Origin of the sequence: Oceanithermus desulfurans, from assembly GCF_014201675.1 — a bacterium.
GTDB classification, from domain to species: Bacteria; Deinococcota; Deinococci; order Deinococcales; family Marinithermaceae; genus Oceanithermus; species Oceanithermus desulfurans.
In genome coordinates, this window is record NZ_JACHEZ010000004.1 from 26955 (window position 1) to 52513 (window position 25559).

23 protein-coding genes, 1 tRNA gene and 1 riboswitch are annotated in these 25559 nt (G+C 70.7%); of the genes, 9 read left to right on the forward strand and 15 right to left on the reverse strand.

The window, feature by feature from the left end; all coding sequences use genetic code 11:
- Positions 1-77: 77 nt before the first annotated feature.
- The gene (locus tag HNQ05_RS05790; RefSeq protein ID WP_147146857.1) at positions 78-923 is read right to left on the reverse strand and encodes a MurR/RpiR family transcriptional regulator; all 846 of its coding nucleotides are present in this window, start codon (positions 921-923) and stop codon (positions 78-80) included.
- A gap of 81 nt (positions 924-1004) precedes the next feature.
- Here HNQ05_RS05790 and HNQ05_RS05795 point away from each other — a divergent pair, with 81 nt between their 5' ends.
- The 3 genes from HNQ05_RS05795 to hisG are packed head-to-tail and all read left to right on the forward strand — an operon-like array spanning position 1005 to position 3419.
- The gene (locus tag HNQ05_RS05795; RefSeq protein WP_147146859.1) at positions 1005-1667 is read left to right on the forward strand and encodes a DNA/RNA nuclease SfsA; all 663 of its coding nucleotides are present in this window, start codon (positions 1005-1007) and stop codon (positions 1665-1667) included.
- 22 nt (positions 1668-1689) lie between these two features.
- Entirely contained in the window at positions 1690-2790 is a 1101-nt protein-coding gene (locus tag HNQ05_RS05800; protein WP_183677701.1) for an ATP phosphoribosyltransferase regulatory subunit, read from the forward strand.
- A complete protein-coding gene (gene hisG, locus HNQ05_RS05805; RefSeq protein ID WP_147146863.1) occupies positions 2787-3419 on the forward strand; it encodes an ATP phosphoribosyltransferase in 633 nt (210 codons plus the stop codon). Before HNQ05_RS05800 ends, hisG begins: the two co-directional genes overlap by 4 nt.
- A gap of 46 nt (positions 3420-3465) precedes the next feature.
- Here the strand turns inward: hisG and HNQ05_RS05810 are convergent, their stop codons facing one another.
- Positions 3466-5028 (reverse strand): hypothetical protein, encoded by a 1563-nt coding sequence (locus tag HNQ05_RS05810; protein ID WP_147146865.1) that lies wholly within the window; start codon positions 5026-5028, stop codon positions 3466-3468.
- 133 nt (positions 5029-5161) lie between these two features.
- On the opposite strand from HNQ05_RS05810, the gene trmH reads away from it, so the two are divergent.
- Positions 5162-5806 (forward strand): tRNA (guanosine(18)-2'-O)-methyltransferase TrmH, encoded by a 645-nt coding sequence (gene trmH / locus HNQ05_RS05815; protein WP_147146867.1) that lies wholly within the window; start codon positions 5162-5164, stop codon positions 5804-5806.
- Between the two features lie 179 nt (positions 5807-5985).
- Here trmH and HNQ05_RS05820 read toward each other — a convergent pair whose 3' ends face one another.
- The 3 genes from HNQ05_RS05820 to purB form a co-directional block, all read right to left on the reverse strand.
- Positions 5986-7122, reverse strand: a complete 1137-nt coding sequence (locus HNQ05_RS05820; RefSeq protein ID WP_147146869.1) for a carboxypeptidase-like regulatory domain-containing protein — start codon at positions 7120-7122, stop codon at positions 5986-5988.
- A 175-nt stretch (positions 7123-7297) separates the two neighbouring features.
- On the reverse strand, positions 7298-8026 hold the full coding sequence (locus HNQ05_RS05825) for an HAD family hydrolase (RefSeq protein ID WP_147146871.1): 729 nt from the start codon (positions 8024-8026) through the stop codon (positions 7298-7300).
- Positions 8027-8174: 148 nt separating this feature from the next.
- Positions 8175-9485 (reverse strand): adenylosuccinate lyase, encoded by a 1311-nt coding sequence (purB, locus tag HNQ05_RS05830; protein WP_147146873.1) that lies wholly within the window; start codon positions 9483-9485, stop codon positions 8175-8177.
- A 90-nt stretch (positions 9486-9575) separates the two neighbouring features.
- Here purB and HNQ05_RS05835 point away from each other — a divergent pair, with 90 nt between their 5' ends.
- Positions 9576-10007, forward strand: coding sequence for a hypothetical protein (locus HNQ05_RS05835; protein ID WP_147146875.1), 432 nt, complete (start codon positions 9576-9578; stop codon positions 10005-10007).
- Between the two features lie 26 nt (positions 10008-10033).
- Here the strand turns inward: HNQ05_RS05835 and HNQ05_RS05840 are convergent, their stop codons facing one another.
- A complete protein-coding gene (locus HNQ05_RS05840) occupies positions 10034-11290 on the reverse strand; it encodes a DNA recombination protein RmuC (RefSeq protein WP_147146877.1) in 1257 nt (418 codons plus the stop codon).
- A gap of 79 nt (positions 11291-11369) precedes the next feature.
- Between HNQ05_RS05840 and HNQ05_RS05845 the strand changes: the two genes are divergently transcribed.
- Both HNQ05_RS05845 and HNQ05_RS05850 read left to right on the forward strand, forming a co-directional pair.
- Complete coding sequence (locus tag HNQ05_RS05845; protein ID WP_147146879.1) at positions 11370-11570, forward strand: CDGSH iron-sulfur domain-containing protein; 201 nt, start codon at positions 11370-11372, stop codon at positions 11568-11570.
- A 27-nt stretch (positions 11571-11597) separates the two neighbouring features.
- Positions 11598-12767: a class I SAM-dependent methyltransferase gene (locus tag HNQ05_RS05850; RefSeq protein WP_147146881.1), complete on the forward strand. Its 1170-nt coding sequence runs from the start codon at positions 11598-11600 to the stop codon at positions 12765-12767.
- Here HNQ05_RS05850 and HNQ05_RS05855 read toward each other — a convergent pair whose 3' ends face one another.
- Positions 12768-13532 (reverse strand): hypothetical protein, encoded by a 765-nt coding sequence (locus HNQ05_RS05855; RefSeq protein WP_147146883.1) that lies wholly within the window; start codon positions 13530-13532, stop codon positions 12768-12770. It lies immediately after the preceding gene.
- A 55-nt stretch (positions 13533-13587) separates the two neighbouring features.
- On the opposite strand from HNQ05_RS05855, the gene HNQ05_RS05860 reads away from it, so the two are divergent.
- Positions 13588-13983 carry a secondary thiamine-phosphate synthase enzyme YjbQ gene (locus HNQ05_RS05860; protein WP_147146885.1) on the forward strand — a complete coding sequence of 132 codons (396 nt, stop codon included), beginning with the start codon at positions 13588-13590 and terminating at the stop codon, positions 13981-13983.
- Here HNQ05_RS05860 and HNQ05_RS05865 read toward each other — a convergent pair.
- The 8 genes from HNQ05_RS05865 to HNQ05_RS05900 form a co-directional block, all read right to left on the reverse strand.
- A complete protein-coding gene (locus HNQ05_RS05865; protein WP_147146887.1) occupies positions 13973-14527 on the reverse strand; it encodes a hypothetical protein in 555 nt (184 codons plus the stop codon). The two genes, HNQ05_RS05860 and HNQ05_RS05865, sit on opposite strands and share 11 nt — an antisense overlap.
- Positions 14528-14536: 9 nt before the next feature.
- Complete coding sequence (locus HNQ05_RS05870) at positions 14537-15184, reverse strand: DUF92 domain-containing protein (protein ID WP_147146889.1); 648 nt, start codon at positions 15182-15184, stop codon at positions 14537-14539.
- Positions 15184-17388, reverse strand: a complete 2205-nt coding sequence (locus HNQ05_RS05875) for a RelA/SpoT family protein (protein ID WP_147146891.1) — start codon at positions 17386-17388, stop codon at positions 15184-15186. Before HNQ05_RS05875 ends, HNQ05_RS05870 begins: the two co-directional genes overlap by 1 nt.
- A gap of 105 nt (positions 17389-17493) precedes the next feature.
- Positions 17494-17581, reverse strand: a tRNA-Leu gene (locus tag HNQ05_RS05880).
- A 121-nt stretch (positions 17582-17702) separates the two neighbouring features.
- Positions 17703-19106, reverse strand: coding sequence for a DUF4832 domain-containing protein (locus HNQ05_RS05885; RefSeq protein ID WP_147146893.1), 1404 nt, complete (start codon positions 19104-19106; stop codon positions 17703-17705).
- Between the two features lie 12 nt (positions 19107-19118).
- Positions 19119-20381: a DUF2207 family protein gene (locus HNQ05_RS05890; RefSeq protein WP_147146895.1), complete on the reverse strand. Its 1263-nt coding sequence runs from the start codon at positions 20379-20381 to the stop codon at positions 19119-19121.
- A 12-nt stretch (positions 20382-20393) separates the two neighbouring features.
- Entirely contained in the window at positions 20394-22265 is a 1872-nt protein-coding gene (locus HNQ05_RS05895; RefSeq protein WP_147146897.1) for a DUF2207 domain-containing protein, read from the reverse strand.
- A complete protein-coding gene (locus HNQ05_RS05900) occupies positions 22259-22798 on the reverse strand; it encodes a LemA family protein (protein WP_221266820.1) in 540 nt (179 codons plus the stop codon). Before HNQ05_RS05900 ends, HNQ05_RS05895 begins: the two co-directional genes overlap by 7 nt.
- A gap of 545 nt (positions 22799-23343) precedes the next feature.
- Between HNQ05_RS05900 and HNQ05_RS12330 the strand changes: the two genes are divergently transcribed.
- Entirely contained in the window at positions 23344-25209 is a 1866-nt protein-coding gene (locus tag HNQ05_RS12330; RefSeq protein ID WP_221266821.1) for a collagen-like domain-containing protein, read from the forward strand.
- 81 nt (positions 25210-25290) lie between these two features.
- A riboswitch (cobalamin riboswitch) is annotated at positions 25291-25433 on the forward strand.
- The last annotated feature ends 126 nt before the right edge of the window (positions 25434-25559 follow it).

The following is a 25559-nucleotide window of genomic DNA, read 5'->3' on the forward strand; positions in this document are numbered from 1 at the left end:
TGGGGTGCGGTGAATGCGAGGGGATTTCAGGCCGAACGGTCCGGTGCGGTTGGTCGCGCTCTCACCTCCCTCCTTGCTCACAGGGTCTTTCGGGACAGGGCTTCCCAGATGCGCCGCTCGTCGGAGTCGGCGGTCTTGAGGCGGCGCATGCTCAGCGCGACGTAGATCGTCTCGACGATGGCGATCTGGGCGATGCGCGACGAAGCGGCTTCCGGGCGCAGTTCGTGGTAGCTGGAGTAGAGGGTGACGTCGGCCTGCTGGGTGATGGGGGAGGAGAGCGATCCGGTGATGGCCACGGTGGCGGCTCCGTGCTTTTTAGCTTCCTCGAGCGTGAGCACGGGGTCGGTCGAGGCCCCGGTCTGGGAGATGCCGACGACCACGTCGTCCGGCCCCAGGAGGGCGGCGTGCATCAGCTGCAGGTAGGAGTCGGTCTGGATCCAGACGGGCAGACCCAGGCGGAAGAGGCGGTTGTAGAAGGTCTGGGCGATGGGCGCGGAGGTGCCCACGCCGATGATCAGGGTGCGCTTCGCGCCGTCGATGAGGTCGACGACGCGCTCGATACCGGCGACGTCGAGGCTCTGCAGGGTCTCCAGCAGCGCCCGGTTGGCGGCGGCGAAGACCTTCTGGGCGATCTCGCGGGGGCCGTCGGAGGGGTTGACGGTCTCGTGAATGAACTGCACCGGCGAGGCCAAGTCCTGGGTCAGGGCCACCTTGAAGTCGAGGTAGCCGCGGTAGCCGATGGCGCGGCAGAAGCGCAGCACCGAGGGGTCGCTCACCCCCGCCTGCTGTGCCAGCTTGGCCAGCGGCATGTGGATGACCTGTTCCGGGTGCTCGCGCACGTAGTCGGCCACCCGCCGTTCCGAGGGCGAGAGCTTGTCGTAAAAACTGTTGATGCGTGAGAGGACCCTTGCGTTCGTGGCCATGGTGTAGTCCCACTACCTCTGGGTTGTAGTGATTGTACCCCGGGCCGCGGCCGCTGTCAACGGCGGGTATAGGCTGATGGGGTGGAGCTGGACGTGCGTTTTCCCGCGAGTCTCGAGGCCCGCCTGATCCGGCGGGAGAACCGCTTCGTGGTGCGGGCCGTGGCCGGCGGTAAGGAGCTACGGCTGCACCTGCCCAACACCGGCCGGCTCGTCTGGTTGAAGCCGGAAACGCCGCTGCGCTACCTGTCCCGTTCGGGCGGCCGCACCCAGGGGCGGGTGCTGCTGGCGCGGGACGGGGCGGTCTGGGCGCTGCTCGACTCGGCGTACGCCGAGGCGGGGCTGCCGCGGTTGCTCGCGCGCTGGGGCTGGGGTTTCCTCGCCGCCCAGCCCCGGGTGGAGGGGAGCCGGCTCGACGCCCTCGTCCGCGACGCCGCAGGGCGCGAGCGATGGCTCGAGCTCAAGTCGGTCACCCACGTGGAGGCGGGGACCGCCTGCTTCCCCGACGCCCCGTCGGCGCGGGCGTTGCGGCACCTGCGGCTGCTCGCCCGGCACCGGGGGGCGCTCGTCTTCGCGGTGCTGCGGGCCGACGCCGCGCGCTTCGCCCCCTGCCCGGTCGACCCCGCCTTCGCGGGTGCGCTCTGCAGGGCGCTCGAGGCCGGGCTCTGGGCGCGGGCGGTACGGGCGCGCGTCGAGCCCGCGGGCCTCGTATGGGACGCGGAGCTCCCCCTATACTGTGGAGCGTGACGCGCGCGAGGAGGCCCGCAACGTGATCCCCGAAGGGACCCGCTACTACCTGCCGCCCGAGGCGCAGGCGCGGCTGCAGCTGACGCAGCGCTGGCGCGAGCTCTTCGCCGCCTGGGGCTACGCGCCGGTGGAGCTGCCGGCGCTGGAGATCTACGACGCCGCCCACCCGCTGGCGGAGCGCGCCTTCAAGCTGGTCGACAAGAGCGGCCGGGTGCTGGCGCTGCGCTCGGAGTTCACCACCGCGCTGGTGCGCATGGCGCGCAGCCAGCTCGAGTCCGCGGGCCCGCACCGGCTGCAGTACGCGGGGCGGTTGTGGCTGCGCGACAGCGAGGTGGGGCTGGGGCGCCTGCGCGAGTTCGCCCAGGTCGGCGTCGAGGTCTTCGGGGCCTCCTCGCCCCGGATCGACGCCGAGCTGCTGGCGCTCGCGGCCGAGGCGCTGGCGGCGGCGGGTCTGGAAGGTGCGCGCATCGAGGTGGGCCTGCCCGCCTTCGTGGCCGACCTGCTCGACGCCACCGGGTTGGAGCAGGAGCGCGTGCGGAAGTTGCACACCGCCATCGACCGCAAGAACACCCCGGAGCTGGCCGAGCGGCTCGAGCGTTACGGGGTGCGCGGAGCGCTGGCGGAGGCGCTCTTGGCGCTGCCCGACCTCTTCGGAGGGCGCGAGGTGCTGGCGGCGGCGCGGCGGCACGCGGTGAGCGAGCGCGCGCGCATCGACCTGGACTGGCTCGAGGAGGTGCTGGCGCTTTTGCCCGCAGGGCTCGAGCCGCTCTTCGACCTGGGCATGGCCCGGGCCTACGACTACTACTCGGGCATTCACTTCCGCGCCTACACCCCCGACTTCGGGCTGCCCCTCCTGGGAGGCGGCCGCTACGACGGCGCGGGGGTGCCCTTCGCCGCCGGGTTCGCGCTGGGCCTGGAGCGCGTCCTCGAGGCCGCCGGGCTTCCCGCGGCCGCGCCGGTGCCGGACGCGCTGGCGCTGGACGCGGCGACGGCCCGCGCCCTGCGCGCACAGGGGCTGGCGGTGGAGCTCGCCTGGACCGGCGACCTGGACGAACTCCGGGCCTACGCCAGGCGGCGCGGCATTCCCCGCATCGCCGGCCCCGAAGGCGAGGTGGCGCCGTGACCCTCTCCGGCTTCGACTGGGTGGTGGCCCTGCCCAAGGGCCGGATGATGGCCGATGCCTACCGCATCTTCGAGCGCGCGGGCTACCCGCTGCCCGCGGCCGCCGGCGAGCGCGAGCTGTGGCACGCGGGGGAGGGGGTGGCCGTGCTCGAGCTGCGCGGCGGCGACGTGCCCACCTACGTCGACCTGGGCATCGCCGACGTGGGCGTGGCGGGGCGCGACGTGCTGCTCGAGGCTGGTCGCGAACTCTACGAACCCGTGGACCTGGGTTTCGGCGCCTGCCGGCTCTCGCTCATCCGCCGGCCGGGCGACGAAGGGCCGGTGCGCCGGGTGGCGAGCAAGTACCCCCGGTTCACCCAGGCCTGGCTGCGTTCGCGCGGCCTGGTGGCCGATGTGGTCAAGCTCTCGGGCAACGTCGAGCTGGCGGTGCTCACCGGCCTGGCCGACGCGGTGGTGGATGTGGTGCAGACCGGCAGCACCATCCGCGCCGCCGGTCTCGTCGAGGTGGAAGTGCTGGCGCGCTCCAGCGCCCGTTTGGTGGTCAACAAGAGCGCGCTCAAGCTCAAGCGCGCCGTGTTGCGTCCCCTTATCGAAGAACTGCGCCGAGCGACGCGGAAACCTGAAGGTTAGGAAAAGGCCCGGCGCGGAGCCGGGCTTTTCGATGCGCGTACAGGGTCTAGGGGCAGGTGAAGGAGCGGGTCGGACCGACCGCCAGGAAACCGGAGTGGCTTATGGGAACGCCAAAGATCGTTCCCGTCACAAGCTTTATCATGTAGCTGAAGGAATCGCTGCTCGTTACCAGGTCGTCCATCTGCACGGCGCCGGGAGCGGCCCTGAAAGAAGTTACCCCCCAGTCGTAACTTCCGCTGTAGCTTTCGCCGAAAGCACTCAGGTCGGGAAGTTCGTAGCTTTGCGCCGTGGTGATCACTGAGAATTCAAAAGGTGATTGTTTGATCGTCAGAAAGTAGCCGGGGGCCGGATTGAGGTTGCTGCTCCAGGCAAATCGGCTGCCAGGGCCGATACCGCTGGCGCCGTTGGCGGGCTCACTGAGCGTGGGCGGCTCGGGGACGGTCATAGCCAGGGCCTGGCTACTGGTGGGGACGGTGAACCAAGCGCCGCCCGCCAGAGCGCCGCTACCGTTTTTGAGGAGCACGGAAACCGATAGCAGGGCTTCGTCAATGTCCGGGCTGGTAAGGGTGAAGGCGCCGGTCATGGGGTTGGAAAAGGTGGCGGTCAGTATTTCACCGGCGCTGTCTTCGCTAAAGCGGACTCCGGCGGTAACTCCGTAAATAGCAGTTCCGCTATAGGGGGTGACGGTCAAGCTCAGTTCGTGGCCGTTCGGCGAGGTGAAGGGGTTCAGAGAAAAATCTTTACCCGCAAAATCGCCGCCGTCGGCGACCGTGAAGGCGTCGCTCTTCCCGACCGCGGTAAAAACTTTGGCGTTGCCGTCTGCGTCTTTGGTCCACTCCAGCGCGTGCAGGGCGCCGTGAGCACTGTCTGAGGCCAGGCTTGCGGTGACGTCGAAGTTGGTATTGCCGCTACCGTCGCTGTCGATGTTCGTGGTTGCCATTGCGCCCGGCGACTCGTAGTCTATGCCAACCGCGCGCCCGGAAGCGCCGGAACCGCTGACGGTGCCGCTGATCCCGGCCGAGTAGGAGGACGAAAAAGCACCGTGGTTGGTAATAAGTGTTGGGTCTGCACGGTTCAGGCCCGCGTAAGCAACGTATGCATGGCTGCCTGTTTCGACTATCACCTGATAAGGAAAGATGACGTTGCTAACGGCAAAGGTGCCGTTTGCGTTGCTGGTGACCAGGCCGTGGCCGGGGATGAGCACCCGGAGGCCCGCCTGGGGCGCTCCCCAGGGCTCCCGGATCACGCCGCTGACGTTGGCTATGTGGGGGTTGACGGTTATCGTGGCGCTGGCGCTCTGGCCGCCGGCGCTGGCCGTCAGCGTGACCGTCTGGGTGCTTTGGACGCCGATTGGCGGCGTGTACTGGGTGCTGGCGCCGCTGGTGGTCGAGATGGTGCCCAGTTCGGGGTTGAGGCTCCAGCTGACGGTACCCCTGGCCCCGCCGGCGGTGAAGGTGGTGGGGCCGTCGCCGGCGGTGACGGAGAGCGTTTCGGGGCTGACCTTGAGCGGAGCCTGTCCGCCGCAGGCGCTGATGGCGAAAAGAAAGGCCAGCGCTACAACCCCAAAGAGGCTCAAACGGATCAAACGCACTACGGTGATTTTGTTCATAATTCTCTCCGTTCTTACCAAAGTCACTTAAGCATAGTAAATGACCGTCACAAAGCCGTCACAAGGAAATCAATGCAACATAGGAAGGCGTCAGGAGTCTATTCGGCCGCCTCCCAACTGCTAGAATGCCCCCGTGACGCCCGAGCGCTACCGCCGCCTCAGGGACGTGCTGGACAAGCGCCAGCCCGACCTGACGGTGCTGATGGAAAACGTTCACAAACCCCACAACCTCTCGGCCATCCTGCGCACCGCCGACGCGGTGGGCGTCTACGAGGCGCACGCGGTTAACCCCACCGGCGGGGTACCCACCTTCCACGACACCTCCGGAGGCAGCGAGAAATGGGTCTACCTGCGGGTACACCCGAACGTCGACGAGGCCGTCGCCCACCTGAAGGAGCGCGGCTTTACCGTCTACGCCGCCAACCTCTCGGAACGCGCCCTGGACTACCGTGAGGTCGACTACACCCTTCCGTCGGCGGTGCTCCTGGGAGCGGAGAAGTGGGGGGTTAGCCCGCGCGCCGCCGAACTGGCCGACGCCGACGTCGTCATCCCGATGATGGGCATGGTTCAGAGCCTCAACGTCTCGGTGGCTGCGGCGGTGATCCTCTTCGAGGCGCAGCGCCAGCGCCTGGCTTCAGGCCTCTACGACCGGCCCCGCCTCGACCCCCTCACCTACCGGCGCACCCTCTTCGAGTGGGCCTACCCGCGCGAGGCGGCGGTGCTGAGGCGCCAGGGCCTTCCCTATCCGGAGCTGGACGAAGAAGGGCGCATCGTTTGACGCGCCGCTCGAAAGCGGCGCGTTCCCGGTCGGAGCTCTGCTGCCTACGGCAGGTTCACGGCGCGTTCCTCGCTGCCGATCAAGAACCCGCTTTCGCTAACCGGGGAGCCGAAGTAGGCATATAACAGCAAGACCGCGGGTGAAACCCTACCGGGAGAGGCCAACGCGTCGACCTCCCCCTATACGATCCTGTCCAGGCGGAAGGTAACCACACTCCATGAGTAGGGGTTCGAGCCGTAGCTCACACCGAAGGGGCTGAGGTCCACCAGCGTGGTTTCCCTGCCCGCGGTGTACACCCGAACGTCGAGGTCGCCGGAAAAATAGACGAGCGAGAGGGCGCCGCTTGGAGCATTCCAGCGGAAGGTGGCGTCCGCGGCCACGCCGGCCCCATCGGGAGGATCGAGCAGTTCCACCGGGTAGCGCAGCGTCAGGGTGTGAGCCGTCGTCGAGCTGGGCACGCTTTGCCAGCGCACGCTAAAGACGTTTGCCCCTCGGCTCGCCGCAGCGGCGAGCACCATCTGCGCCGCGTCCAGGTCGGGGCTGCGGACGGTGTACCCATCGCTGGAGGGGGACCCGTCCCGGTACGTAACAAGCGGTCTGGCGTACTCCAGAGCGCCCGCGAAGCGCGCGCCCGCGAGCTGATAGGCGCGGTCGAGCCCGGAGGGGACCTCGACGGTGACGTCGAGGTCGTGGGTGCCGGGGACGGGTGCGAGATCGAGGTCCACGTTCGAAATAGACCCTCCTGCGGCCAGGTCGACGTCGCCGTAGACGCCGTAGCCGCTGAAGTCCTGAGCGTTATGGCTGGCGTCCTGGCTCCACTCGAGGGCGTGGAGGGTGCCGCGGGTCACCGGTTGGAGCAGGAAGGCCGGGAAGCTGTAGCTGGTCTCGGTTCCGATTGCGGAGGATTCCATGCTTTCGCTACCTATCGCGTGCGCCGAGGCCAGTTGCAGCCCGAGGGTGTTTCCCGCCGTGGTGTTGGCCACGGTTCCCTGCAGGCCGGTCGAGTAGATACCGGAAGTATTTTCGGTGAAGACCTGTGGATCGGTGCGCTGGATTCCCTGGTAGACGACGAACTTGTGGCTCTCCCGCTCCACGATGAGGGTGTAGGGGACGGTGACCCCATCGAAGGAGAACCGACCGTTGACGTCGGTGGTCACGATGGATTTTCCGGGAAGCAGCACCCGGATCCCCGGGGCCGGAAGGCCGCTGGCGTCGGTTACGGTTCCCCAGATCTGGGTGGTGGTGGTTTTGGGTCCTCCGCAGGCGGCCAGTAGCAGGGCGATCGCCACGAGGGCGACCAGGTTGCTTTTCCTCACGATGCACCTCCAGCGCGAGTCTAGAGGAGGCACCGTTACGGCCGCGTTTCCACCCTGGGCCCCGCGCCGGGACGACGCAGCGGTGGCGTTTTTCGCGTTGGCGGCCCCCACCCCGATGGCCGGCGCTTTGCGCCTTAGCCGTGGCCTTTCGGCCACGGTGGTGCAGGCGCCGGCCTCAGGCGGGCTCGAGCGCCTTGACCAGCTCCAGCAGTTCGCGGTGGTCGCGGATGCGGGCCGTGGGCTCGGGCCCGGGCTCATCGGCGTGGTCGCCCTCGAAGAGGACCGTGTGGCGGTAGCCGGTGCGACGGGCGCCGGCGATGTCGGTGCGGGGGTGGTCGCCGGTGTGCAGCGCCTGCCCCGGCTCCACCCCCAGGGCTTCGAGGGCGGTCAGGAAGGCGCGCGGGTCGGGCTTGAAGACCCGGGTCTCGTCGGAGAAGGAGAAGGCGGAGAAGTAGGGGAGCAGCCCCTCGCGGTCGAGGTAGTGACGCAGCATCGCCCCGCCCGAGACCCCGGTGTCGGAGACGATGGCCAGCTTGTAGTGGCGCGCCAGCTCGGGCAGGGCCTCGTGCACTCCTGGGCGGACGACCAGATCGGCGTCGCGCCCGGTCTCGGCCAGCGCCCGGGCGGTGCGGCGAACCCGTTCGGGGTCGTAACGCAGGCCCAGCAGCTTGAAGGCGTAGGCCACCCGCTCCTCGAGCGACATGAAGACCCCGGCCCGCCAAGCGTCGTTAAACTTACGGGTGGCCTGGCTCCAGGCGTCGCGCACCTCGGCCTCGCCCGCGGGCACGCCGGCCTCGTCGCTGGCGGCGAGCAGGATCTCGTAGCGCTCGGGCAGCACCTGAGCGGCGTAGTTCGGCCCCTCGACCATCAAGGTTCCCCAGAAGTCAAAGGTCATCGCCTTCATGCTTCACCTCGCTTGAGCCCTGCGCGGCTTGCCGGGGCGGGGCCGCCCCGCCGCGCCTCGGGGCGGGCGCCCTTGGGGGTAAACACCGTCCGGCCGGTACGCGGGGACGTCCGGCACAGCGGTTTACCGAAGGCGACTTTGGACTATTTTACAACCCGAAGCGGGCGTAGATGGTGTCCACGTACCGCAGGTAGTGGGCGGGGTCGAAGGCCGCGGCCAGCTCCCCTGGGGTGAGCGGGTTCTCCGGGTCGGCGGCCAGCAGCTCGGCCAGTTCGCGCCCCTCCTCCCAGCACCTCATGGCGTTACGTTGCACCAGACGGTAGGCGCGGTCGCGCTCCAGGCCCTTTTCGATGAGCAGGTTCAGCACCCGCTGGCTGTAGACGAGGCCGCGGGTGAGCTCGAGGTTCTTTCGGATGCGGTCTTCGTGAACCGCCAGCCCCCGCAGCACCCGGGTGAGGCGGCGGGTGAGGTAGTGGGCCAGGGTGGTGCTGTCGGGTAGGATCACCCGCTCCACCGAGGAGTGGCTGATGTCGCGCTCGTGCCACAGGGCCACGTTCTCGAGCCCGGCCTGCAGGTTCGACTTGAGCAGGCGGGCGAGGCCGGAGACGTTCTCGAGGGCGACCGGGTTCTTCTTGTGGGGCATCGAGCTGGAGCCCGTCTGCCCCTCGCGGAAGGGCTCGGTGGTCTCGAGCACCTCGGTGCGCTGCAGGTGGCGCAGCTCCACGGCGACGCGCTCGAGGTTCGCCCCGTAGACCGCGAGCGCGGCCAGCACCTCGGCGTGGCGGTCGCGCGGGGCCACCTGGGTGCTCACCGGCTCGGGGACGAGGCCCAGACGCCCGGCCACGTGGGCCTCCACCTCGGGCGGGGTGTGGGCGTAGTTGCCCACCGAGCCGCTCACCACCGCGGTGGCGATGGCTTCCCGGGCGCGGCGGAGGCGTTCGCGGTCGCGCAGCGCCGCGGCGTAGAAGCTGAGGAAGCGCAGGCCGAAGGCGGTGGGCTCGGCGTGCACCCCGTGGGTGCGGCCCACGGCGGGGGTGTGCTTGTAGCGCACGGCGAGGTCGACGAGCGCCGCGAGAAGCTCTTCCAGCTCGGCCAGGATCAGGTCCAGGGCTTCGGCGAGCAGCCGGTTCTGGGCGGTGTCCACCACGTCGGAGCTGGTGAGGCCGTAGTGGAGGTAGCGCCGCACTGCGGCGTCGCCGCTGCGCTCCGCCAGGGCGCGCACGAAGGCGACCACGTCGTGGTGGGTCTCGGCCTCGATCGCCGCCACCCGCTCGCTGAACTCGGGTTCGAAGTCGCCGGCGGGCAGGGCCCGGGCCAGGCGCTCGGCCACGCCCGCGGGAACGGCCCCCAGGTCTTCCCAGGCCTCCAGGGCCAAGCGCTCGACCTCGGCCCAGACGCGGAAGCGGTGTTCGGGCGACCACAGGGCCGCCATCTCCGGGGTCTGGTAGCGCGCGATCATCGGCCCCAGCCTAGCACGCAGGCCGCCCTGTCGGCTGGACGACGTCGCCGCCGCGGCGGCGGGCGCAGGGTGGAGGGGAGGAGGAAGGACATGACCAACGCCACGACCCAAACCCACCGAACCGTACGCGGCCTGATCGCGGGCCTCGTCGCCGCCGTTCCCATGGGGGCGCTTACGATGATGCTCGGCCTTGCTGTCGGTATGGGGTTCTTCGAGCCCCTGCGCCTGATCGCCAGCGCGCTGCTGGGGGAAGCCGCCCTGGACGGCGTGTTCCCGGTGCTGCTCGGCCTGATGCTGCACATGGCGACCGGCGCGTTGCTGGGGGGCCTGTACGCCCGCACCGTGCGGCCCTCCGCCAGCACCCCCGCTGCGGGGATCGTCTACGGGCTGGGGGTCTGGGCGGCGGCCGCGCTGGTTCAGGGCGCCGCCGCTCCGCTGCTCGCCCAGAACCTGCCGGGCTGGATCTTTGCCCTGGCCCACGCCGCCTACGGCCTCTTGCTCGCCGCGCTGCTGCGGCGCTGAGTGGCGGGCGGCGGGGACCGGGGGGCTCAGTCCCCCGGTTCTTCTTGGTCGGGCGGCGGCCTGAGGGCGCGGTCCAGCGGCTCGGGCTCGGGTCCCTCGTCCTCGCCCAGGTCGGAGCGGAAGCGGCGGAGCGCCGGGGCCAGGCGGCTTTGGAAGCTGCCCACGGCGCGGTTGTAGGCGGTCACGCTCTTTTCGAGGCCCCGGCCCACGTCGGCGAGCGCTCCGGTGAGGGTGTCCAGGCGCTCGATCAGCACCCGCCCCGAGGCGGCGATGCGGCGGGCGTTTTCGCTGAGGGCTTGCTGCTGCCAGCCGTAGGCCACCGCCTTGAGCAGCGCTACCAGGGTGACCGGCCCCGCGGGCAGCACCTTCTGGGCGAGGGCGTCGTCGAGCAGGCGGCCGTCGGCTTCGAAGGCCGCGGCGAGCGCGGCTTCGCTGGGCACGAAGACGACGACCAGGTCGGGGGCGGGGTCGAAGGCCTTCCAGTAGGCCTTGGCGGCCAGTTCCTTGATGCGCGCCCGCAGCGCCCGGGCGTGTTCGTTCAGCCTGGCGGCGCGTTCGCCGTCGCTGGCGGTCTCGAGCGCGGCCAGGTAGGCGGTCAGGGGGGCCTTGGCGTCCACGGGCAGCACCGCCCCTCCGGGCAGCCGCACGACCAGGTCGGGCCGCCCCGCCGGGGTGTGCACCTGGACGTCGAAGTCCACGTGGGCCGCCATGCCCGCAAGCTCGACGACGCGTCGCAGCTGCAGCTCGCCCCACTGCCCGCGCGCGCTCGAGCTCCGGAGCGCCTGGCCCAGCGTCGTCGTCGCCTGCTCCAGCGTCCGCTGTTGCTCGGCGAGGCTGCGCAGCTGCTCGGCGAGGCGGCCGTAGGCGCCCTCGCGCTTCTCCTCCAGCGCCCGCACCTGCGCCTCCAGCCGCGCCAGATGCTCGCGCAGCGGACCTACGAGCCCGGCGAGCTCGGCCTTGTGGGTGCTCAGCCGGCCGCCCAGCTGGTCTTCCAGCCGCCCCAAGAGCTCGGCGCTGCGCTCGGCCAGGCTGCGGGCGCTCTGTTCCAGGTTGCGGTGGGAGAGGGCCACGAAGGCGTCGGCGAGCTCGCCTTTGGCCCCTTCGATCCAGGCGTTCTTGGCGCGCTCGGCCTCCAGTTCGGCGCGCGCGCGTTCGAGCTCGCGCACCAGGGACCGTTCGCGCCGCGCCCACGTCGCCCCGCGCCGGGCGGCCAGCGCCCCGGCGAGCGCCAGCCCCAGCAGGAAGGTGAGCAGAAGGTGCAGCGCGGTGTAAGCGGGCTCCACGCCCCCACCTTACCGGAAGGTAGTGTGGGCGACGGTGCCAAAGCGGGAACGGCGCTAGCCTGGGGGTGGAGGGAGAAACATGAAGATCACCGCAACGCAGGACGGACCGTACCTGGTGCCTACCGGCGGCAAGGCGCGCGTGAACGGCGAGGTGCTGGAAAAGGCGCAGGTGGCGCTCTGCCGCTGCGGCCACTCGCGGAACAAGCCCTTCTGCGACGGCAGCCACAAGGCGGCCGGCTTCTCCGCCCCGGCGGTGGAGATCGAGCTCGAGCTGGGCTGACCTGCGCGCGCCGGGCATACTGAGGGGGTGCGAAGGCTCACTCCCGAGGCCGTGCGCTTCCTCTCCGGCCCCGCCGCCCAGGCCGAGCTGGCGGCGCTGGCCGGGGAGCCGCTCGACCCCCTGGCCACCGTCGCCGCCCTGCGCAAGCGCTGGGGCGAGGACGAGGCCGCCTGGCTTTACGACCAGGCGCGGTTACGCCTTCGGGCGCGCGGCAAGTTTCCCGAAGCCGGGGCCCTGCTCTTCGAGGCCGAGGCGCTCGAGCAGGCGAGCGCCGGGCCGGTGGCTCGCTGGCGGGCGGAGCAGGTCTTCGGCCCCTACGAGCGGGTGGCCGACCTGGGCGCCGGGATCGGCGGCGACGCGCTGGCCCTCGCGGCGGCAGGCAAGCGGGTGCGGGCCGTCGAGCGCGACCCGGTGCGGGCCGCCATCCTCGAGCACAACGCCGCGGCGCTGGGGCTTGCGGACCGCATCGAGGTGGTGACGGGCGACTGGCGGGCGCTGGCGCTGGACGTGGACGCGGCCTTCGCCGACCCCGCGCGCCGCAGCGGGGGCCGCCGTACGGTCCGGCTCGAAGCGATGGAGCCGCCGATTCGGGACCTGGAGCGCCTCGCCCGAAGGCTGCCGGCCCTGGCCGTCAAGCTGGCCCCGGCGCTCGACAAGAGCGAACTTCCGCCCGGGGCGGGTCTCGGCTTCGTCTCGCTCGCGGGCGAGCTGAAGGAGGCGCTGGCCGGTTTCGGTGAGCTGGCGGCGCCCGAGCCCTGGGCGGTGGCCCTGCCCGCGGGCGTCCGGCTCCTTGGCCCCGAGGGCCCCGAGCGGACCGGCCCCGTCGGAAACTACCTCTACGAGCCCGACCCCGCGGTGATCCGCGCCGGTCTGGTGCGGCGGCTGGCGGCCGAGCTGGACGCCTGGCAGCTGGATGCGCAGGTGGCCTACCTGAGCGCGGACGAACCCCGCAGCACGCCGCTGGTGCGCGGCTGGCGGGTGCTCGAGCACGGTCCCTTCCGGCAGAAGACGGCGGCGGCCTGGCTGGCCGCCCACGGCGCCGGCGGGGTGGAGGTGAAGCGTCGCCGCAGTCCCGTCGAGCCCGCGGTGCTCGAGAAAAAGCTGAGGGCCGCCCTCGTTCCCGGCGGCCCGACCCTCACCCTCTTCCTCACCCGGATCGCGGGCCGCTCCTGGGCGGTCCTGGGCCGGCGGCCGTAGCTACTCGCCGGCCGCCCGGGCGATCTGCTGCGCCAGGCCCTGCTCGCGCTCGAGGAAGCCGGGGCTGTAGACGCGCACGGCCTCGCCGCCGCCGCGGTGGCCGCCGGTGGCCCAGACCAGGAAGTTTCCGGCCAGGGGGCCGTCTTCGATCTTGAAGACGAGGAAGTTGCCGCCCTCGCCCAGGATGCGGACCCCGCCCAGCTCCTCGGGCTGGATCGGCGGACCCTGAGCCCCGGGCTCGAGGTGGACCATCCAGGTCCCCGGGTCTTCGGGGTCAGCCGAGAGGAAGACGGTCTGGAAGGTGCGCCCGCCCAGGCCGAGGTTCACGTACTCGTAGATGCGGTCGCCCTCGTTGGGCGCGCCTTCAGGGGCGGCGCCCGACTGGGCCAGGGGGAAGTGGTTGGGCTTTTGCACCAGCTTCGCGAGCTCGTCCACCCAGGCCGCGGCCCGCCCCGGGATCAGGTGTTCGGGGATGGGCGGGGCCACCTCGGGCGCGTCCGCTTCGGCGGGCGCCGGATCTCCGTCCGCTCTCGTTTCGGAAACGCCCGTTTCCGTCGCCGTTTCCGTGGCTTCGACGGCGGGGGCGCGGTCGGAGGCGAGCACCGTGCCTGCCGGTTCTTCGGATCCGCCGGGCCAGAGGCCGAAGGCGGCGATCGCCAGGCCGGAGACCACCCCCAACACCGCGGGCGACGACCAGCGCCGCGAAAACAGCGCCATCGAAGCGCTGAGCAGGACGAGAACGAGTCCGATGACGACCAGGTTCATGCAGCCCATTCTACGGCAGGCCCGCCGGGGCATCCGCCCGCGCTAGAGTGCAGGTATGGAACGCTTCGAGGTGCGTACCCGCTCCCGCAACCAGATGGTGAAGATCACCGCCCAGGTCGAGGCGGCCGTGCGCACGCTGGGCCTCGACGAGGGCGCGGTGCTCGTCTACTCGCCCCACACCACCGCGGGGATCGTCGTTCAGGAGGGGGCCGACCCCGACGTGGCCCACGACCTGCTGGCGCGCCTGGCCGAACTGGTCCCGCATCGTCACCCCGCCGACCGCCACGCCGAGGGCAACTCCGACGCCCATCTCAAGACCGCGCTGGTGGGCCACGGGCAGCTGCTGCCGGTGAGCGGAGGCCGGCTGGCGCTGGGCACCTGGCAGCAGGTCTTCCTCGCCGAGTTCGACGGTCCGCGAACGCGGCAGGTGTGGGTGTCGCCTATCGGTTAGGCCGAAAGCCGTTCCGGATTAAGAGCTTTGCGGCGTAGACAAAGGGATTATCGGTGTATCCCATGTCGGCGGTTCGGGCTAGTTTTTCCACCAATCGGCTTGGCCCCCAGAAAAACCAGCCCCTTTGGGCAAAGAACCGTTCGAGAGGTTCCTCGTCGCCTTTTATTTTCCCTACGACCATGCCTGGAACCAGCGATACGGTTCCATTGATTGCCCCCTCGTCGACGAGGTCCGATTTGAGTCGCCGAAACAAGATGCGACGGTACTTCTCGTCCTTGAACAGCCTGTAACCTTCACCTCTGACAAACTCTGCGTCGATGTGTTTAAGCGCGACGCCTGGAGAGTCCAGGTAAGACTTGACTTCGATAACCAGCAAGACGTTTTCGCGGGGGTGGTATGCAAGAACGTCAATTTCCGGCCTTGGGGATGAAGGCCGGCCGATCATACGCTTTTCTTCCTTTGTCAAGTTGACCCGGTGACTGGTACGCGCCCAGAAACCATCGCGTTCCAGCAAGAAGCGAACCAGTTCTTCAAAGTAGTGCATGGGACAACTTTACAGCGTCAGAACGAGTGCGAGCAGCCCCGCGGCTGCGGTGGCCACGGCGTTGTTGACGTCGTTCGTCCACCAGCCCAGGCGTTCTTCCAGCGGACCGGTCAGGGTGTCGAGCACCGCGCCGAAGACGCCGGCGGCGAAGACCGCGCCGCGGTGCTCTCCGCCGAAGGGGAGCGCCACCAGCGCCGCGCCCAGCAGCAGCGCCAGCGTGCCCGGAAGGCTCACCGCGGCGTTGGTGCCGCTCGGCACCCGGCCGCGGCCGGGGCGCCAGGCCCAGGGGGCGCGCCCCCCCAACTCGCTGGCCAGGGTGTCGGCCAGCGCCGCCGCCACCGCCCCGTAGAAGAAGAGGGGACCCAGAAGAACTCCGCCCAGCCCTGCCGGCAGGCCGTTGGCGAGCACCTGCGCGGGCCCGCGGCCGCGGCGGTCGCGCGAGCGCGGGTTGCCCCGGGCGGCCAGGCTCCCGAGGGCCACGAAGAGCAGGAGCGCGGCGGCGGTGCCCAGCCCGCCGGCCCACCAGGCGAGCGCGCCCACGAACATGGCGGCCAGCCCCGCACGCGGCCGCAGCCAGCCCAGGGCCACGGCTAGCCCGCCCAGCACCGCGCCGAGTGCGGGCCCGGCGGCGTAGAAGAGTGCGAGCTTCGGGTCCATCAGCCGCGGCGGACGACGCGCACGTCGGGGATCTCGCGCAGGGCCTGCTTGTAGCGCATGAGTTCTTCCTCGTTCCTGACCTCGAGGCGGATGCGCATACGCGCGACGTGGCCGCTCACCTGGGTGTCGGCCCCCAGCACGCTCTTACCCAGGCCGGCGAAGACGTCCATCACGTCGCGCAGCAGGCCGGGGCGGTCGGAGGCCTCGAGGTGGATCTCGACGACGAAGTGGCCGGTCTTGCCGGTGTCCCAGCTGGCGGCGATGCAGCGCTCGGGTTCGCTGCGCAGCAGCCGCTGCATGTTGGGGCAGTCGGCGCGGTGCACGGTGACGCCGCGGCCGCGGGTCACGTAGCCGAGGATGACGTCGCCGCGCACCGGCTTGCAGCAGCTGGCCAGCTTGATGGGGGCCTGGAGATGGCCTTCGAGCAGGATGCCGCTGGGGCGCGGCGGGGTCTTGGGCGCCGGCTTGGGCTTCTCGCGCAGCTCGTTGGGAACGAGGATGCGGGCGATCTGGTGGGGCGTGACCCGGCTCTGGGCCAGCGCCAGGTAGACGTCCTCGGGGCTCTTCGGCAGGTTCAGCTTCTCGGCGGCGCGCTCCAGCTCCGCCTCGCTGGGGAGGCGCAGCCCCCGCCGCTTGAAGTACTTCTCCAGGGTGCGCTGGCCCTTGGCGAGCAGCTCGTCGCGCTCGGCGGCGCGGAAAAAGTGGCGGATCTTCTGGCGGGCCGAGCGCGAGTGGGCGAAGTTGAGCCAGTCCTTGCTGGGTCCCGGCGAGCTCTTGGAGGTGAGGATCTCGACGATGTCGCCGTTCTTGAGCTCGTAGCTGAGCGGCACGATCTTGCCGCCCACCTTGGCGCCGATCATGCGGTGGCCCACCTCGGTGTGGATGTGGTAGGCGAAGTCCACCGGGGTGGAGCCCTTGGGCAGGTCGATGACCCGCCCCTTGGGGGTGAAGACGAAGACGCGGCCCGAGAGCAGGTCGTGCTGCACGGCCTCGACGAAGTCGCGGCTGGTGGTGAAGTCGCGTTGCCACTCCTGCAGCAGCTCGATCCACCTCACCCGCCGCTTGAGCTGGTCGGGGTCGGTGAGGCCCTCCTTGTAAAGCCAGTGGGCGGCGACGCCGTACTCGGCGACGCGGTGCATCTCGCGGGTGCGGATCTGCACCTCGAGCGGCAGGCCGCCCGGGGTGATTACGGTGGTGTGCAGCGACTGGTAGCCGTTGGGCTTGGGCTGGGCGATGTAGTCCTTGACGCGGCCGGGGATGGGCGGCCAGAGGGCGTGCACCAGCCCCAGGACGTGGTAACAGACCTGTTTTTCGCGGGACGCGGTCTCCTCGGGGCTGGGTACCGGTTTGGGGTCGAGGATGACGCGCAGGGCCAGCAGGTCGTAGATCTGCTCGAGCGTCTTCTCCTCCCGCTGCATCTTCTTCCAGATCGAGAAGAGGTGCTTGGTCCGGCCCGAGACCGAGAAGCCGTCCACCGAGAGGCCCAACACGTAATCGCTTTCGAGGGCGTGCTCCAGGGCGCTCTTGGCGTTCTCGACCACCTCGCGGTGGGCCTGGCTGTGGTGGGCCAGCCGTTCCACCAGCGCGGTGTACTCCTCGGGGTGCAGGTAGCGGAAGGCCAGATCCTCGAGCTCCAGCTTGATCTGCCCGATGCCCAGGCGGTGGGCCATGGGAGCGAAGATCTCGAGCGTCTCCTTGCTGATCCGCCGCTGCTTCTCGGGCGGCATGTACTCGAGGGTGCGCATGTTGTGGGTGCGGTCGGCGAGCTTGACGATGATGATGCGCAGGTCGCGGGTCATGGCGATGAACATCTGCCGCAGGTTCTCGGCCTGCTGGTCCTCGACGCTCGTCGCCATCTTGGAGAGCTTCGAGACCTTGGTCTCGCCCTCGACGATGCGCGCCACGTCCTCGCCGAAGCGCTTGCGAATCGTTTCGAAGCTCACCGACTCCACGTCCTCGACGGTGTCGTGCAGCAGCCCGGCGATCAGCGAGTCGGGGTCCATTTGCAGCTCGGCGAGGATCTCGGTGACCGCGACCGGGTGGGTGATGTAGGGCTCCCCCGAGCGGCGGTACTGGCCCACGTGGGCCTGGTAGGCGAAGTCCAGGGCCTCGCGCACGCGCACGCGCGCCTCCTCCGGCAGGTAGCCGAGCTTGGGCTCGAGCTGCTGCCAGAGGACGGTGGGGGTGATCGTCGCGGTTTCCATCGTGCGCCTGCGTATTCTCCAGTCTAGCACGCGTATGCAGAAACCCTGAATAAAGCAAGACCCCGCCCGGAGGCGGGGCGCGAACCTGCCGAAGCAGGGGAGGGTTGGTGCCGGGAAGGGGACTTGAACCCCTACGGCCTAAGCGGCCACTAGCCCCTCAAGCTAGCGCGTCTACCAATTCCGCCATCCCGGCGCGTAGCGCGCAACATTCATGGTATCGGGACGCCTGCAGGGTGTCAAGAAGGGGCCAGGAGCCCCGCCGCTGCGCGGGCGGAGCGGTCCGGGACTCGCGCGCGATGGGGCTCGCGCGGCCGCTACGGTGCGGCGACCTCGAGGGTGCCGAGCCAGTTGACGCCGTCGTAGTCGAGGTCGTTGGCGAGACGAATCGCGTACTCGGGGCGCGTCGCCAGCCGCGGCGCGGGGTCACGTACGGCTACGCCAAAGCGCCAGCGCCCGGCTTCGAGGCCAGCGATCCCCTCTTGGACGAAGGTTTCCGTAGCACCCGCCGCGAGTGTGCGCAGGTCGAAGCCGAGCGGCCGCTCCACGGTCCGGTCACCTCGTCGCAGCACGAGCACCACGTTGTAGCGCCGCTTGAGCCGTGAAAAGCCGTCGTTGCGCAGATTGAGCCGGAAGGCCCAGGCCTTGCCCGCGGGCGCCTTGGTCCAGGCGGCTTCCTCCACCACCAGCCGGTAGCCCATGCGCGCGGCGATCTCGCCGTAAATCCCGTCCTGGCGCCAGCGGTCCAGCATGCCCGGGTGGTAGTCCGCGTTCAGGTAGTCCAGGTGGGCGCGCTCCAGCTCGGCCAGCGCCCGCGCGCCTCGGGCGCGGGCGGGGTCGTCGCGGTCTTCGGCCTCGCAGGTCTCGCCGCCGAAGACCAGGTAGGCGTTCTCGGCGTAGGTGAAGGCGCGCCACTGGGCGACGCGTTCGGGGGGCACGTCGGGGTAGGTGCCCACGTCGTTGGCGCTCGAAAGGAAGCAGTCGTTCAGGTGGGCGATGCGTCCCCGCAGCCCCGCGCTCTCCGCGAAGCCCCCTACGGGTTCGGGCGGGGGCGGCACGTCGTCGTCGCCCGTGAAGCTCACGTCCCCCAGGTAGCGCGCCTTGTCCGCGGGGTAGCGGACGGCCACCGGCAGATCGTCGTAGCCCGCGTCCGCTAGAGCGCCCAAGAGGGCGTCCAGGACGTACTTCTTTTCGGCCGCGCCGTCGTGGCAGGGGCCGCTGGCCTGCCAGCAGTGCCACTCGCCCCAGCGGCCCAAAAAGCCCGCCTGCAGCACCGCGATCACGTCGGCGTTGGCCTGGATGAGGGGCAGCAGCTGCTCGAGGTGGCGGGTGATCCGGCTCCACTCGGCGTCGCCCGCTTCGCTGTAGCGGAAACGCAGGATTAGCTTGAAGCCGTGCCGCCGCACCAGGTCGAAGCCACGTTGCAGGGCCGCGAGCTCGGCCTCCGTCAGCTCGCGGTCCGCCGGCAGCCAGGTCTCGTAGGGGTAGGCCAGGGTGTAGCCCTGCGCGCGCACCGCGGCGTACGCGTCTTCGTCGGGGTGGAGCAGGTCGATGCCGGTGGTGAAGAAACCCCGGCCGGGGTTGAGCAGGTTCTGCGTAAGCGGCAGCGGCGCGGGCGCGAGGGTCGTCCAGCTCCCGCCGCCCGGCGCCTGTCCGGAGGTGCATCCGGCGAAGAAGCTCAGCGCCAGTGCGAGGGTGAGGGCGGGAATCGTCCTGGGCACGGTGTGTTCCTCCTAGCGACGGTCGTCGGGTTGGATCCTGGGGGTGTAGGCTCCCGCCTGCTCGTAGGCGTTTTGCAGCGAGCGGGAGACGCCGAGGCTGTAGGTGTGCCGCCCCGGTATGCGCGGGTAGCTTTCGGGGCCGGTGTCCCAGAGGAGCGCCGTCCGGGCGTTTTCGGGGAAGCGGTCGAGGTAACGGTCCAGGCGCTTGGCGAAGGCGCTTTCCACGCCCAGGGCGATGGCGTAGGGGTAGAGCCGGCGCAGGGTCTCGGGGGCGTCTTCCGGGGCGCCGAGCCGGCGGAGCTCCCGCTCGTCGGTCGTGCCCAGGTAGCGGGCCAGACCCAGGAGGTGGCGCCAGGCCTCGGCCCCTTTGGGGGTGAAGGCGGACGTCCGCTCGCCGGCCCATACGGTCACCAGCGCCAGGACCGCCGCCAGGGCGCCGGCGGCGGCGCCCGCCGCGAGGCTCAGGTAGAGCCCGCCCAGCAGCGGCACGCCGAAGACCAAGACCAGGTTCCCGGCCGCCCGCAGCAGCTCGCGCAGGGGGTTTTGCCCCGGCACCAGCCGGTAGCGTTCCCAGGCCAGCGCCGCAGCGCGCAGCGCCGAGGCGGCGAGAAAAACGTAGGCGTAGCTGAAGACCCCGACCAACAGGGCGGCGTCGAGGCGGGCGTAGGCCAGCCCTGCGGCCGCGGCGATCGCCAGCGGCGCCAGGGCCGTGCCCACCATTGCTGCGGCGGGCTTGGAGCGCAGGTAGGGGGCCGCCCGCCGGGCCAGGTTGCGCTCCAGCTCGGAGCGGGCCAGCAGCAGGACCGCGGCGTGCTCGCGCCCCAGCTCGATCTGAGGGCGGCGCCGCGGCAGCAGCGCTTCCAGCAGGGCGCGCAGCTCGAGCGGCGGGCGCTCCTCGGGCGGCCGCGGTGCGCGGTCGATGCGCGGTTTGGGCCCGCCCACCACGCTCACGAACCCGAGCGCCGCCAGCTCGGCCACCGCCGCGGTGAAGACCCGGGAGGTCACGCTGCGGTCGGTCAGGTAGGCGGCCAGCGCCGCGCTCACACCAGCGGGCGGCTCGAAGCGGGGTATCACCACCCCGGCGGTTCGGCCCGTCTGTCGGACGCGGGCCGCAATGAGGACGAGGGTGAGCAGCAGAGCTCCGGCCAGCAGGCCCACGATCAGGCCGGGGCCCGCCGGCGCAGGAGCCGGGCGGGCTGCCTGCACCCCCGTGGGGATGAAGAGCGCCGCCGCCAGCGCGGCGATCGCGGCCGGGAGGGACGCGGTAGGTCTCATCTTGTAATGATTTTACCACCCACCGCCGCCACCGCCGCCGACGCCGCCCCCGGAGAAGCCGCCGCCGGATCCGCCGCTCGAGGCGCTGTGCAGGCGTGCGTAGGCCGTTTGCAGCGCCCGGGAAACGCCGGTGCTGTAGCCCGCGAAGTCGGCGTGGGGGTGGGCGTCCTGGCCGGTGCCCCAGACCAGGACGCGGGGGGCCGCCTCGGGGTGGGCGCTCAGGTAGCGCTCGAGCCTCCGGGCGAAGACGCTCTCCAGACCCAGGGCGATGGCGTAGGGGTAGAGCTCGCGCAGGGTCTCGGGGGCGTCCTCGGGAGCTTCGATGCGGCGCAGCTCGGCCGCGTCGGTGGTTCCCAGGTAGCGCGCCAGCCCCAGCAGGTGCCGCCAAAGGGCGGCACCCTCGGGGGTGAACGCCGGGATCAGGTAGAGGCCGAGGGCCCCGACGAGCGCCAGCCCCGCGGCCAGCAGCCCGGTGGCCATTCCCGCGTAGAGGCCCAGGAAGAAGCCGCCCAGCAGCGGCGCGCCGAAGACGAAGAAGAGGTTTCCGGCGATACGCAGCAACTCGCCCAGCGGGTTCAGCCCCGGCACCAGCCGGTAACGTTCCCAGGCCAGCGCCGCCGCGTGCAGCGCCGCCGCAGCGAAGATCAGGTAGAAGAGCACGGCCACCCCGGCGAAGACCGCGACGCCGAAGTCGCCGGCGAGGTAGCCCGCCAGCGCTGCGATCGCCAGCATGGCCACGGCCGCGCCCGCGAGCGCCGCCGCGGGGTTGGGGCGCAGGTAGGGGGCCGTTCGCCGGGCCAGGCTGCGCCCTAGCTTGGACCGCGCCCGCCGCAGTGTCTCGGCGTTCGCGCGGTCCAGCGTGATCTGCGGCCGCCGCCGGGGCACCAGCGCTTCCAGTAGGGCGCGCAGCTCGGGCGGCAGGCGTTCGTCGGTCGGCTTGGAGGTGCGGGCGACGCGGGGCTCGGAACCGTCCGAGACCTCGACGAAGCCCCGCGCGGCCAGCTCGGCCAAGGCCGCGGCGAAGCTTCGGGGGGTTACGTTGCGGTCGGTCAGGTAGGCGGCCAGCGCCGCGCTCGCCCCCTCGGGCGGCCGGAACCGGGGGATCACCGGCGCGCCGCCGGGGTCGCGCCCGGAACGGAACCAGGCCGCTGCGTCGAAGAGTACGATTGCGGCCAGGACGAGGCCCAGTCCCGCCACCAGCGGATCGAGGGGCGGCCGCGCGACGGGCAGGGCCGCCAGCGGCCAGGCGGCGTAGAGGGTCAGCCCCGAGCCCGGCGGCAGCGTCTGCGCGTGGCGGTAGACGAGGGCCCCTTCTTCGGCGCGCAGGGGGGCCCGACTCTGCGAACCCAGCGGCCCGTAGTAGACCCGCGCCTCCACAGCGTCGGGATCGAGGCCCGCGGGCAGGACGAGGCGGACGCTCGTGCGCTGGATCGGGAAGCTCCAGTCGTTGCCGGTCACGTTCCACTCGAGCTCGCCGCGGCCGGAGCGGGCGAGGCTGGCGTATTCGGCGCGGTAGCGCAGGGTGTAACGGTGCACCCCGGTGGGGGCGAGGGCCGCGGGCGAGCCCAGGTAGACGCGCAGGCCCTGGGCCGAAGTCTGGACCCGCCAGGGGACCGGTTCGTCGTCGAGCCACGCGCCTTCGATGGTGTAGCGCACGGCGGCCTGGGACGACGCCCCCCAGGCCGCCACCGGCCGCTTGAGCAGGTCGCGGTAGAGGCCGTGGCGGATGCGGTCGTGCTCGATCCGCACCGTCAGGTCTTCGGTCACCTCGAGGTGGCCGCCGGGCAGGAGCACGAGCTCGGATTGGAAGTCGAGGACCGCCTCGCGGGCCTGTGCGAGGCCGAAGAGCGCCGCCAGCAGCAGGGGCAGGAGCCGCGCTACCACTTCACCTCCGGCGGCCGGGCCTCGGTGGCCAGCGGCAGTTCGAAGTAGCGCGCCGGGGTGAAGCCGAAGCGGCGGGCGACGAGGAGGGTGGGAAACGACTCGAGCAGGGTGTTGTAGACCCGCACCGCCCCGTTGTAGTAGCGCCGCGCCAGCTGCAACGCTTCCTCTACCTCGACGAGCTGCCGCTGCAGGCTCAGGAAGTTGGCGCTCGCCTTCAGGTCGGGGTAGGCCTCGGCCACCGCCAGCAGCTGCTCCAGCCCGCGACTCAGCTCGGCCTCTTCCTCCAGGTCGGGTACGCTGCGGCTGCGCAGCCGTGCCACCCGCTCGAGCAGCCCCCGCTCGTGCCGGGCGTAGGCCCCCACCGCGTCGACGAGCAAGGGCACCAGGTCGTGCCGGCGCTTGAGCTGCACGTCGATCCCCGACCAGCCCTCCTTCACCGCGTTGCGCGCGGAGACGAGCCGGTTGTAAGTCCAGGCGAGCCACAGCGCGAGCAGCACGACGGCCGCCCAGAGCGTCAGCGATAAGGAGTTCACGTCTCAATCATGTTACACGCGAGGGCGTTGGGGCTACGGGGCGCCAAGAAGAGGCCCCCTACCGGCCGCGACGCGCGGCGGGCGTCAGCGCGCCGCGCGCAGAATTGCGGTCGCGAGGACGAAACCCAGGGAGCCAAGCAGCGCCAGGTAGGCCGCCGAGCGCCGGGCTGACGTCGGACCACCGCCGATGGCGCAGATCACGCTCCTATCCCAAGAAACTTTTAGCCCGACGGCATGGTTTTATAAGATTTTTACGCATAAAGCTACCGTATGTGGCTAAATAAGGATGTGGGTGGATGATTATTGCAGTAATTACCCTGGCATCGTGTAACTGTCAATGCATTAACCCACGGAGAGATATGAAAGGAGATTTAGATATGAAGGTTCGTACCAAGGTAGGCCGGGTTTTACGCAGGCGCGTTTGGTTTCTGCTGTTGGCCCTGGCCTCGTCCTTCGCATTGCCGCAAAGTTGGGCGGCCGAGTCGGGGGTGCGGATCACCGTACCGCCTTCGGCGTCGGTCGAGGTGCCGGTGGAAGGCTTTTGCATGAACTACGGCAAGCCCTTCCCCAGCGCGCGCCTGGCCCCCGTTTCGCCCGCGCCCGCGTCGCTGCGCGCCATCGAGCGCTACGCGGCCGCCAAAGGGTACAACAAGAGCCACCCCTACCAGGTGCAGCGGGCGGTTTGGTACTTCACCGACGGGCTCGAGTACGACGCCGGCAAGCTGCCGATCACCCATGAGCTGGTCGGGTATGCGAAATCCAATGCGGAGCACGCTTTTCCAAAGGGTGAGCTCGAGCTGTCCGAAGCCGTAAAGAACGGCCTCGTGCGCGCGGAGATCCGCGACTTCAAGAACATTTCGAAGCCCGAGTACCACGGCCGCGGCACCCTGACCGTGGTCAACCAGACCCAGCAGCAGCTGACGATCTTCATCCCCTACGGCGTGAAGTTCAAGGACCAGGTCAAGAGCGGCACCCAGAACATGGCCGTCTTCGCCACGCCCATCGAGGCCAAAGCGCCGGCCCAGAAGGTGCTCGTTGTCCAGGGGCCTCCCGGACCTGCAGGTCCTCCGGGTCCCCAGGGTCCCATCGGCCCGCCGGGACCGCGCGGTCCCGCGGGTCCGGCCGGACCTACCGGTCCTCAAGGGCCCAAGGGTCCTCCAGGTCCTGCGGGCCCCGCCGGCCCTGCCGGTCCCAAGGGCCCCGCCGGTCCCGCCGGCCCCCAGGGTCCCCAGGGAGCCGCCGGTCCCCAGGGCCCCGCCGGGCCCAAGGGTCCCAAGGGCGACACCGGCCCCGCCGGCCCCCAGGGTCCGCGCGGACCCCAAGGTCCCATCGGTCCGCAAGGTCCGCGCGGTCCTCAGGGTCCGCAGGGCCCCATGGGTCCCGCCGGCCCCCAGGGACCTACGGGTCCGCAAGGACCCAAAGGTCCCGCCGGTCCCCAGGGCCCCGTCGGCCCCCAAGGCCCCATGGGTCCCGCCGGCATTAGCTGTTGGGACACCAACGGCAACGGCAAAGGCGATGTGGAAAGCGAAGACCTCAACGGCGACGGCAAGGTCAACGCCCTCGACTGCATCGGCCCCGCCGGACCCCAGGGCCCCATGGGCCCCATCGGCCCTCAGGGCCCGCGCGGCCCGCAGGGTCCCACCGGGCCTCAGGGTCCGCGCGGTCCTCAAGGACCCCAGGGCGCGACCGGACCCCAGGGCCCGCAAGGACCCACCGGCCCTACCGGGCCTCAGGGTCCGGCCGGCGTGAACTGCTGGGACAGCAACGGTAACGGCGTCGCCGACCTGGATACCGAAGACCTCAACGGCGACGGCAAGGTCAACGCCCTCGACTGCTTCGGTCCCGCCGGCCCCCAGGGACCGATCGGCCCTATGGGTCCTGCCGGTCCTCAGGGGCCCACGGGAGCGCGCGGTCCCGCCGGTCCCAAGGGGCCCAAGGGCGACACCGGCCCCGCCGGTCCGCAGGGCCCCGCCGGCCCCACCGGTCCGCAAGGACCTCCGGGCCCCACCGGCCCCAAAGGCCCCGCCGGTCCCCAGGGGCCGCAGGGTCCCACCGGGCCTACCGGCCCCGTCGGTCCTCAGGGCCCGCGCGGCCCCATGGGCCCTCCGGGCATCAACGAGTTCCGCATCGTCAGCGCCACGAGCGATACCGGCGCGCCCGCCTGCGCCTGCAATCAGCCCAAGACCGCTTCGGTCACCTGCCCCGATGGGTTCCAGGTCGTGGGCGGCGGCGCCAGCGTGCAGACGGTGAGCGGCGTCTACGATCCGACGATCACCCTGCAAGCCAGCTACCCCGTATCGAACGTGGGCTGGATGGCGCAGGCCGGACGTATGGTGGGCGGCCCCTCCGAGGACTGGACCCTCACCGTTTGGGCCATCTGCGTGAAGCCCAATCTGGCCGGCGGCCAATAACCCGCGAACGTGCGAAGAAGGGTCCCGAGCTCGGGACCCTTCTTCGTGGTAACTTGAAGGTAGCCCCGCAAGGGGCCACAACTCGGCCTCGAGGTCCCTGGTGCCTGGCGCGCGTAGCCCAGGCTTAAAGTGGGGAAGTCCGGTGAGAGTCCGGCGCTGTCCCGCAACGGTCATGGCTCCTAGCGAGCACGAGCCCGAACACCTGCCAGGGAAGCCCCGCACCCCACGGGGCACCTCTCGCGGAAGGGGGCGGTTAGGGGGCGTCATGCACATGACCCTGAACCCTGCCGCGCGCAGGGTGTTTTCTTTCCCCCACCTCCCGAGCAAGGGGCCGAGGTACGGAGGTGGTT

Coding starts and splice junctions, on each gene's coding strand:
- HNQ05_RS05790 (WP_147146857.1), bottom strand. CDS start 923: ATGGCCACGAACGCAAGGGTCCTCTCACGCATCAACAGTTTTTACGAC.
- HNQ05_RS05810 (WP_147146865.1), bottom strand. CDS start 5,028: ATGAACAAAATCACCGTAGTGCGTTTGATCCGTTTGAGCCTCTTTGGG.
- HNQ05_RS05825 (WP_147146871.1), bottom strand. CDS start 8,026: ATGAAGGCGATGACCTTTGACTTCTGGGGAACCTTGATGGTCGAGGGG.
- purB (WP_147146873.1), bottom strand. CDS start 9,485: ATGATCGCGCGCTACCAGACCCCGGAGATGGCGGCCCTGTGGTCGCCC.
- HNQ05_RS05835 (WP_147146875.1), top strand. CDS start 9,576: ATGACCAACGCCACGACCCAAACCCACCGAACCGTACGCGGCCTGATC.
- HNQ05_RS05845 (WP_147146879.1), top strand. CDS start 11,370: ATGAAGATCACCGCAACGCAGGACGGACCGTACCTGGTGCCTACCGGC.
- HNQ05_RS05855 (WP_147146883.1), bottom strand. CDS start 13,532: ATGAACCTGGTCGTCATCGGACTCGTTCTCGTCCTGCTCAGCGCTTCG.
- HNQ05_RS05860 (WP_147146885.1), top strand. CDS start 13,588: ATGGAACGCTTCGAGGTGCGTACCCGCTCCCGCAACCAGATGGTGAAG.
- HNQ05_RS05865 (WP_147146887.1), bottom strand. CDS start 14,527: ATGCACTACTTTGAAGAACTGGTTCGCTTCTTGCTGGAACGCGATGGT.
- HNQ05_RS05870 (WP_147146889.1), bottom strand. CDS start 15,184: ATGGACCCGAAGCTCGCACTCTTCTACGCCGCCGGGCCCGCACTCGGC.
- HNQ05_RS05875 (WP_147146891.1), bottom strand. CDS start 17,388: ATGGAAACCGCGACGATCACCCCCACCGTCCTCTGGCAGCAGCTCGAG.
- HNQ05_RS05890 (WP_147146895.1), bottom strand. CDS start 20,381: ATGAGACCTACCGCGTCCCTCCCGGCCGCGATCGCCGCGCTGGCGGCG.
- HNQ05_RS12330 (WP_221266821.1), top strand. CDS start 23,344: ATGAACTACGGCAAGCCCTTCCCCAGCGCGCGCCTGGCCCCCGTTTCG.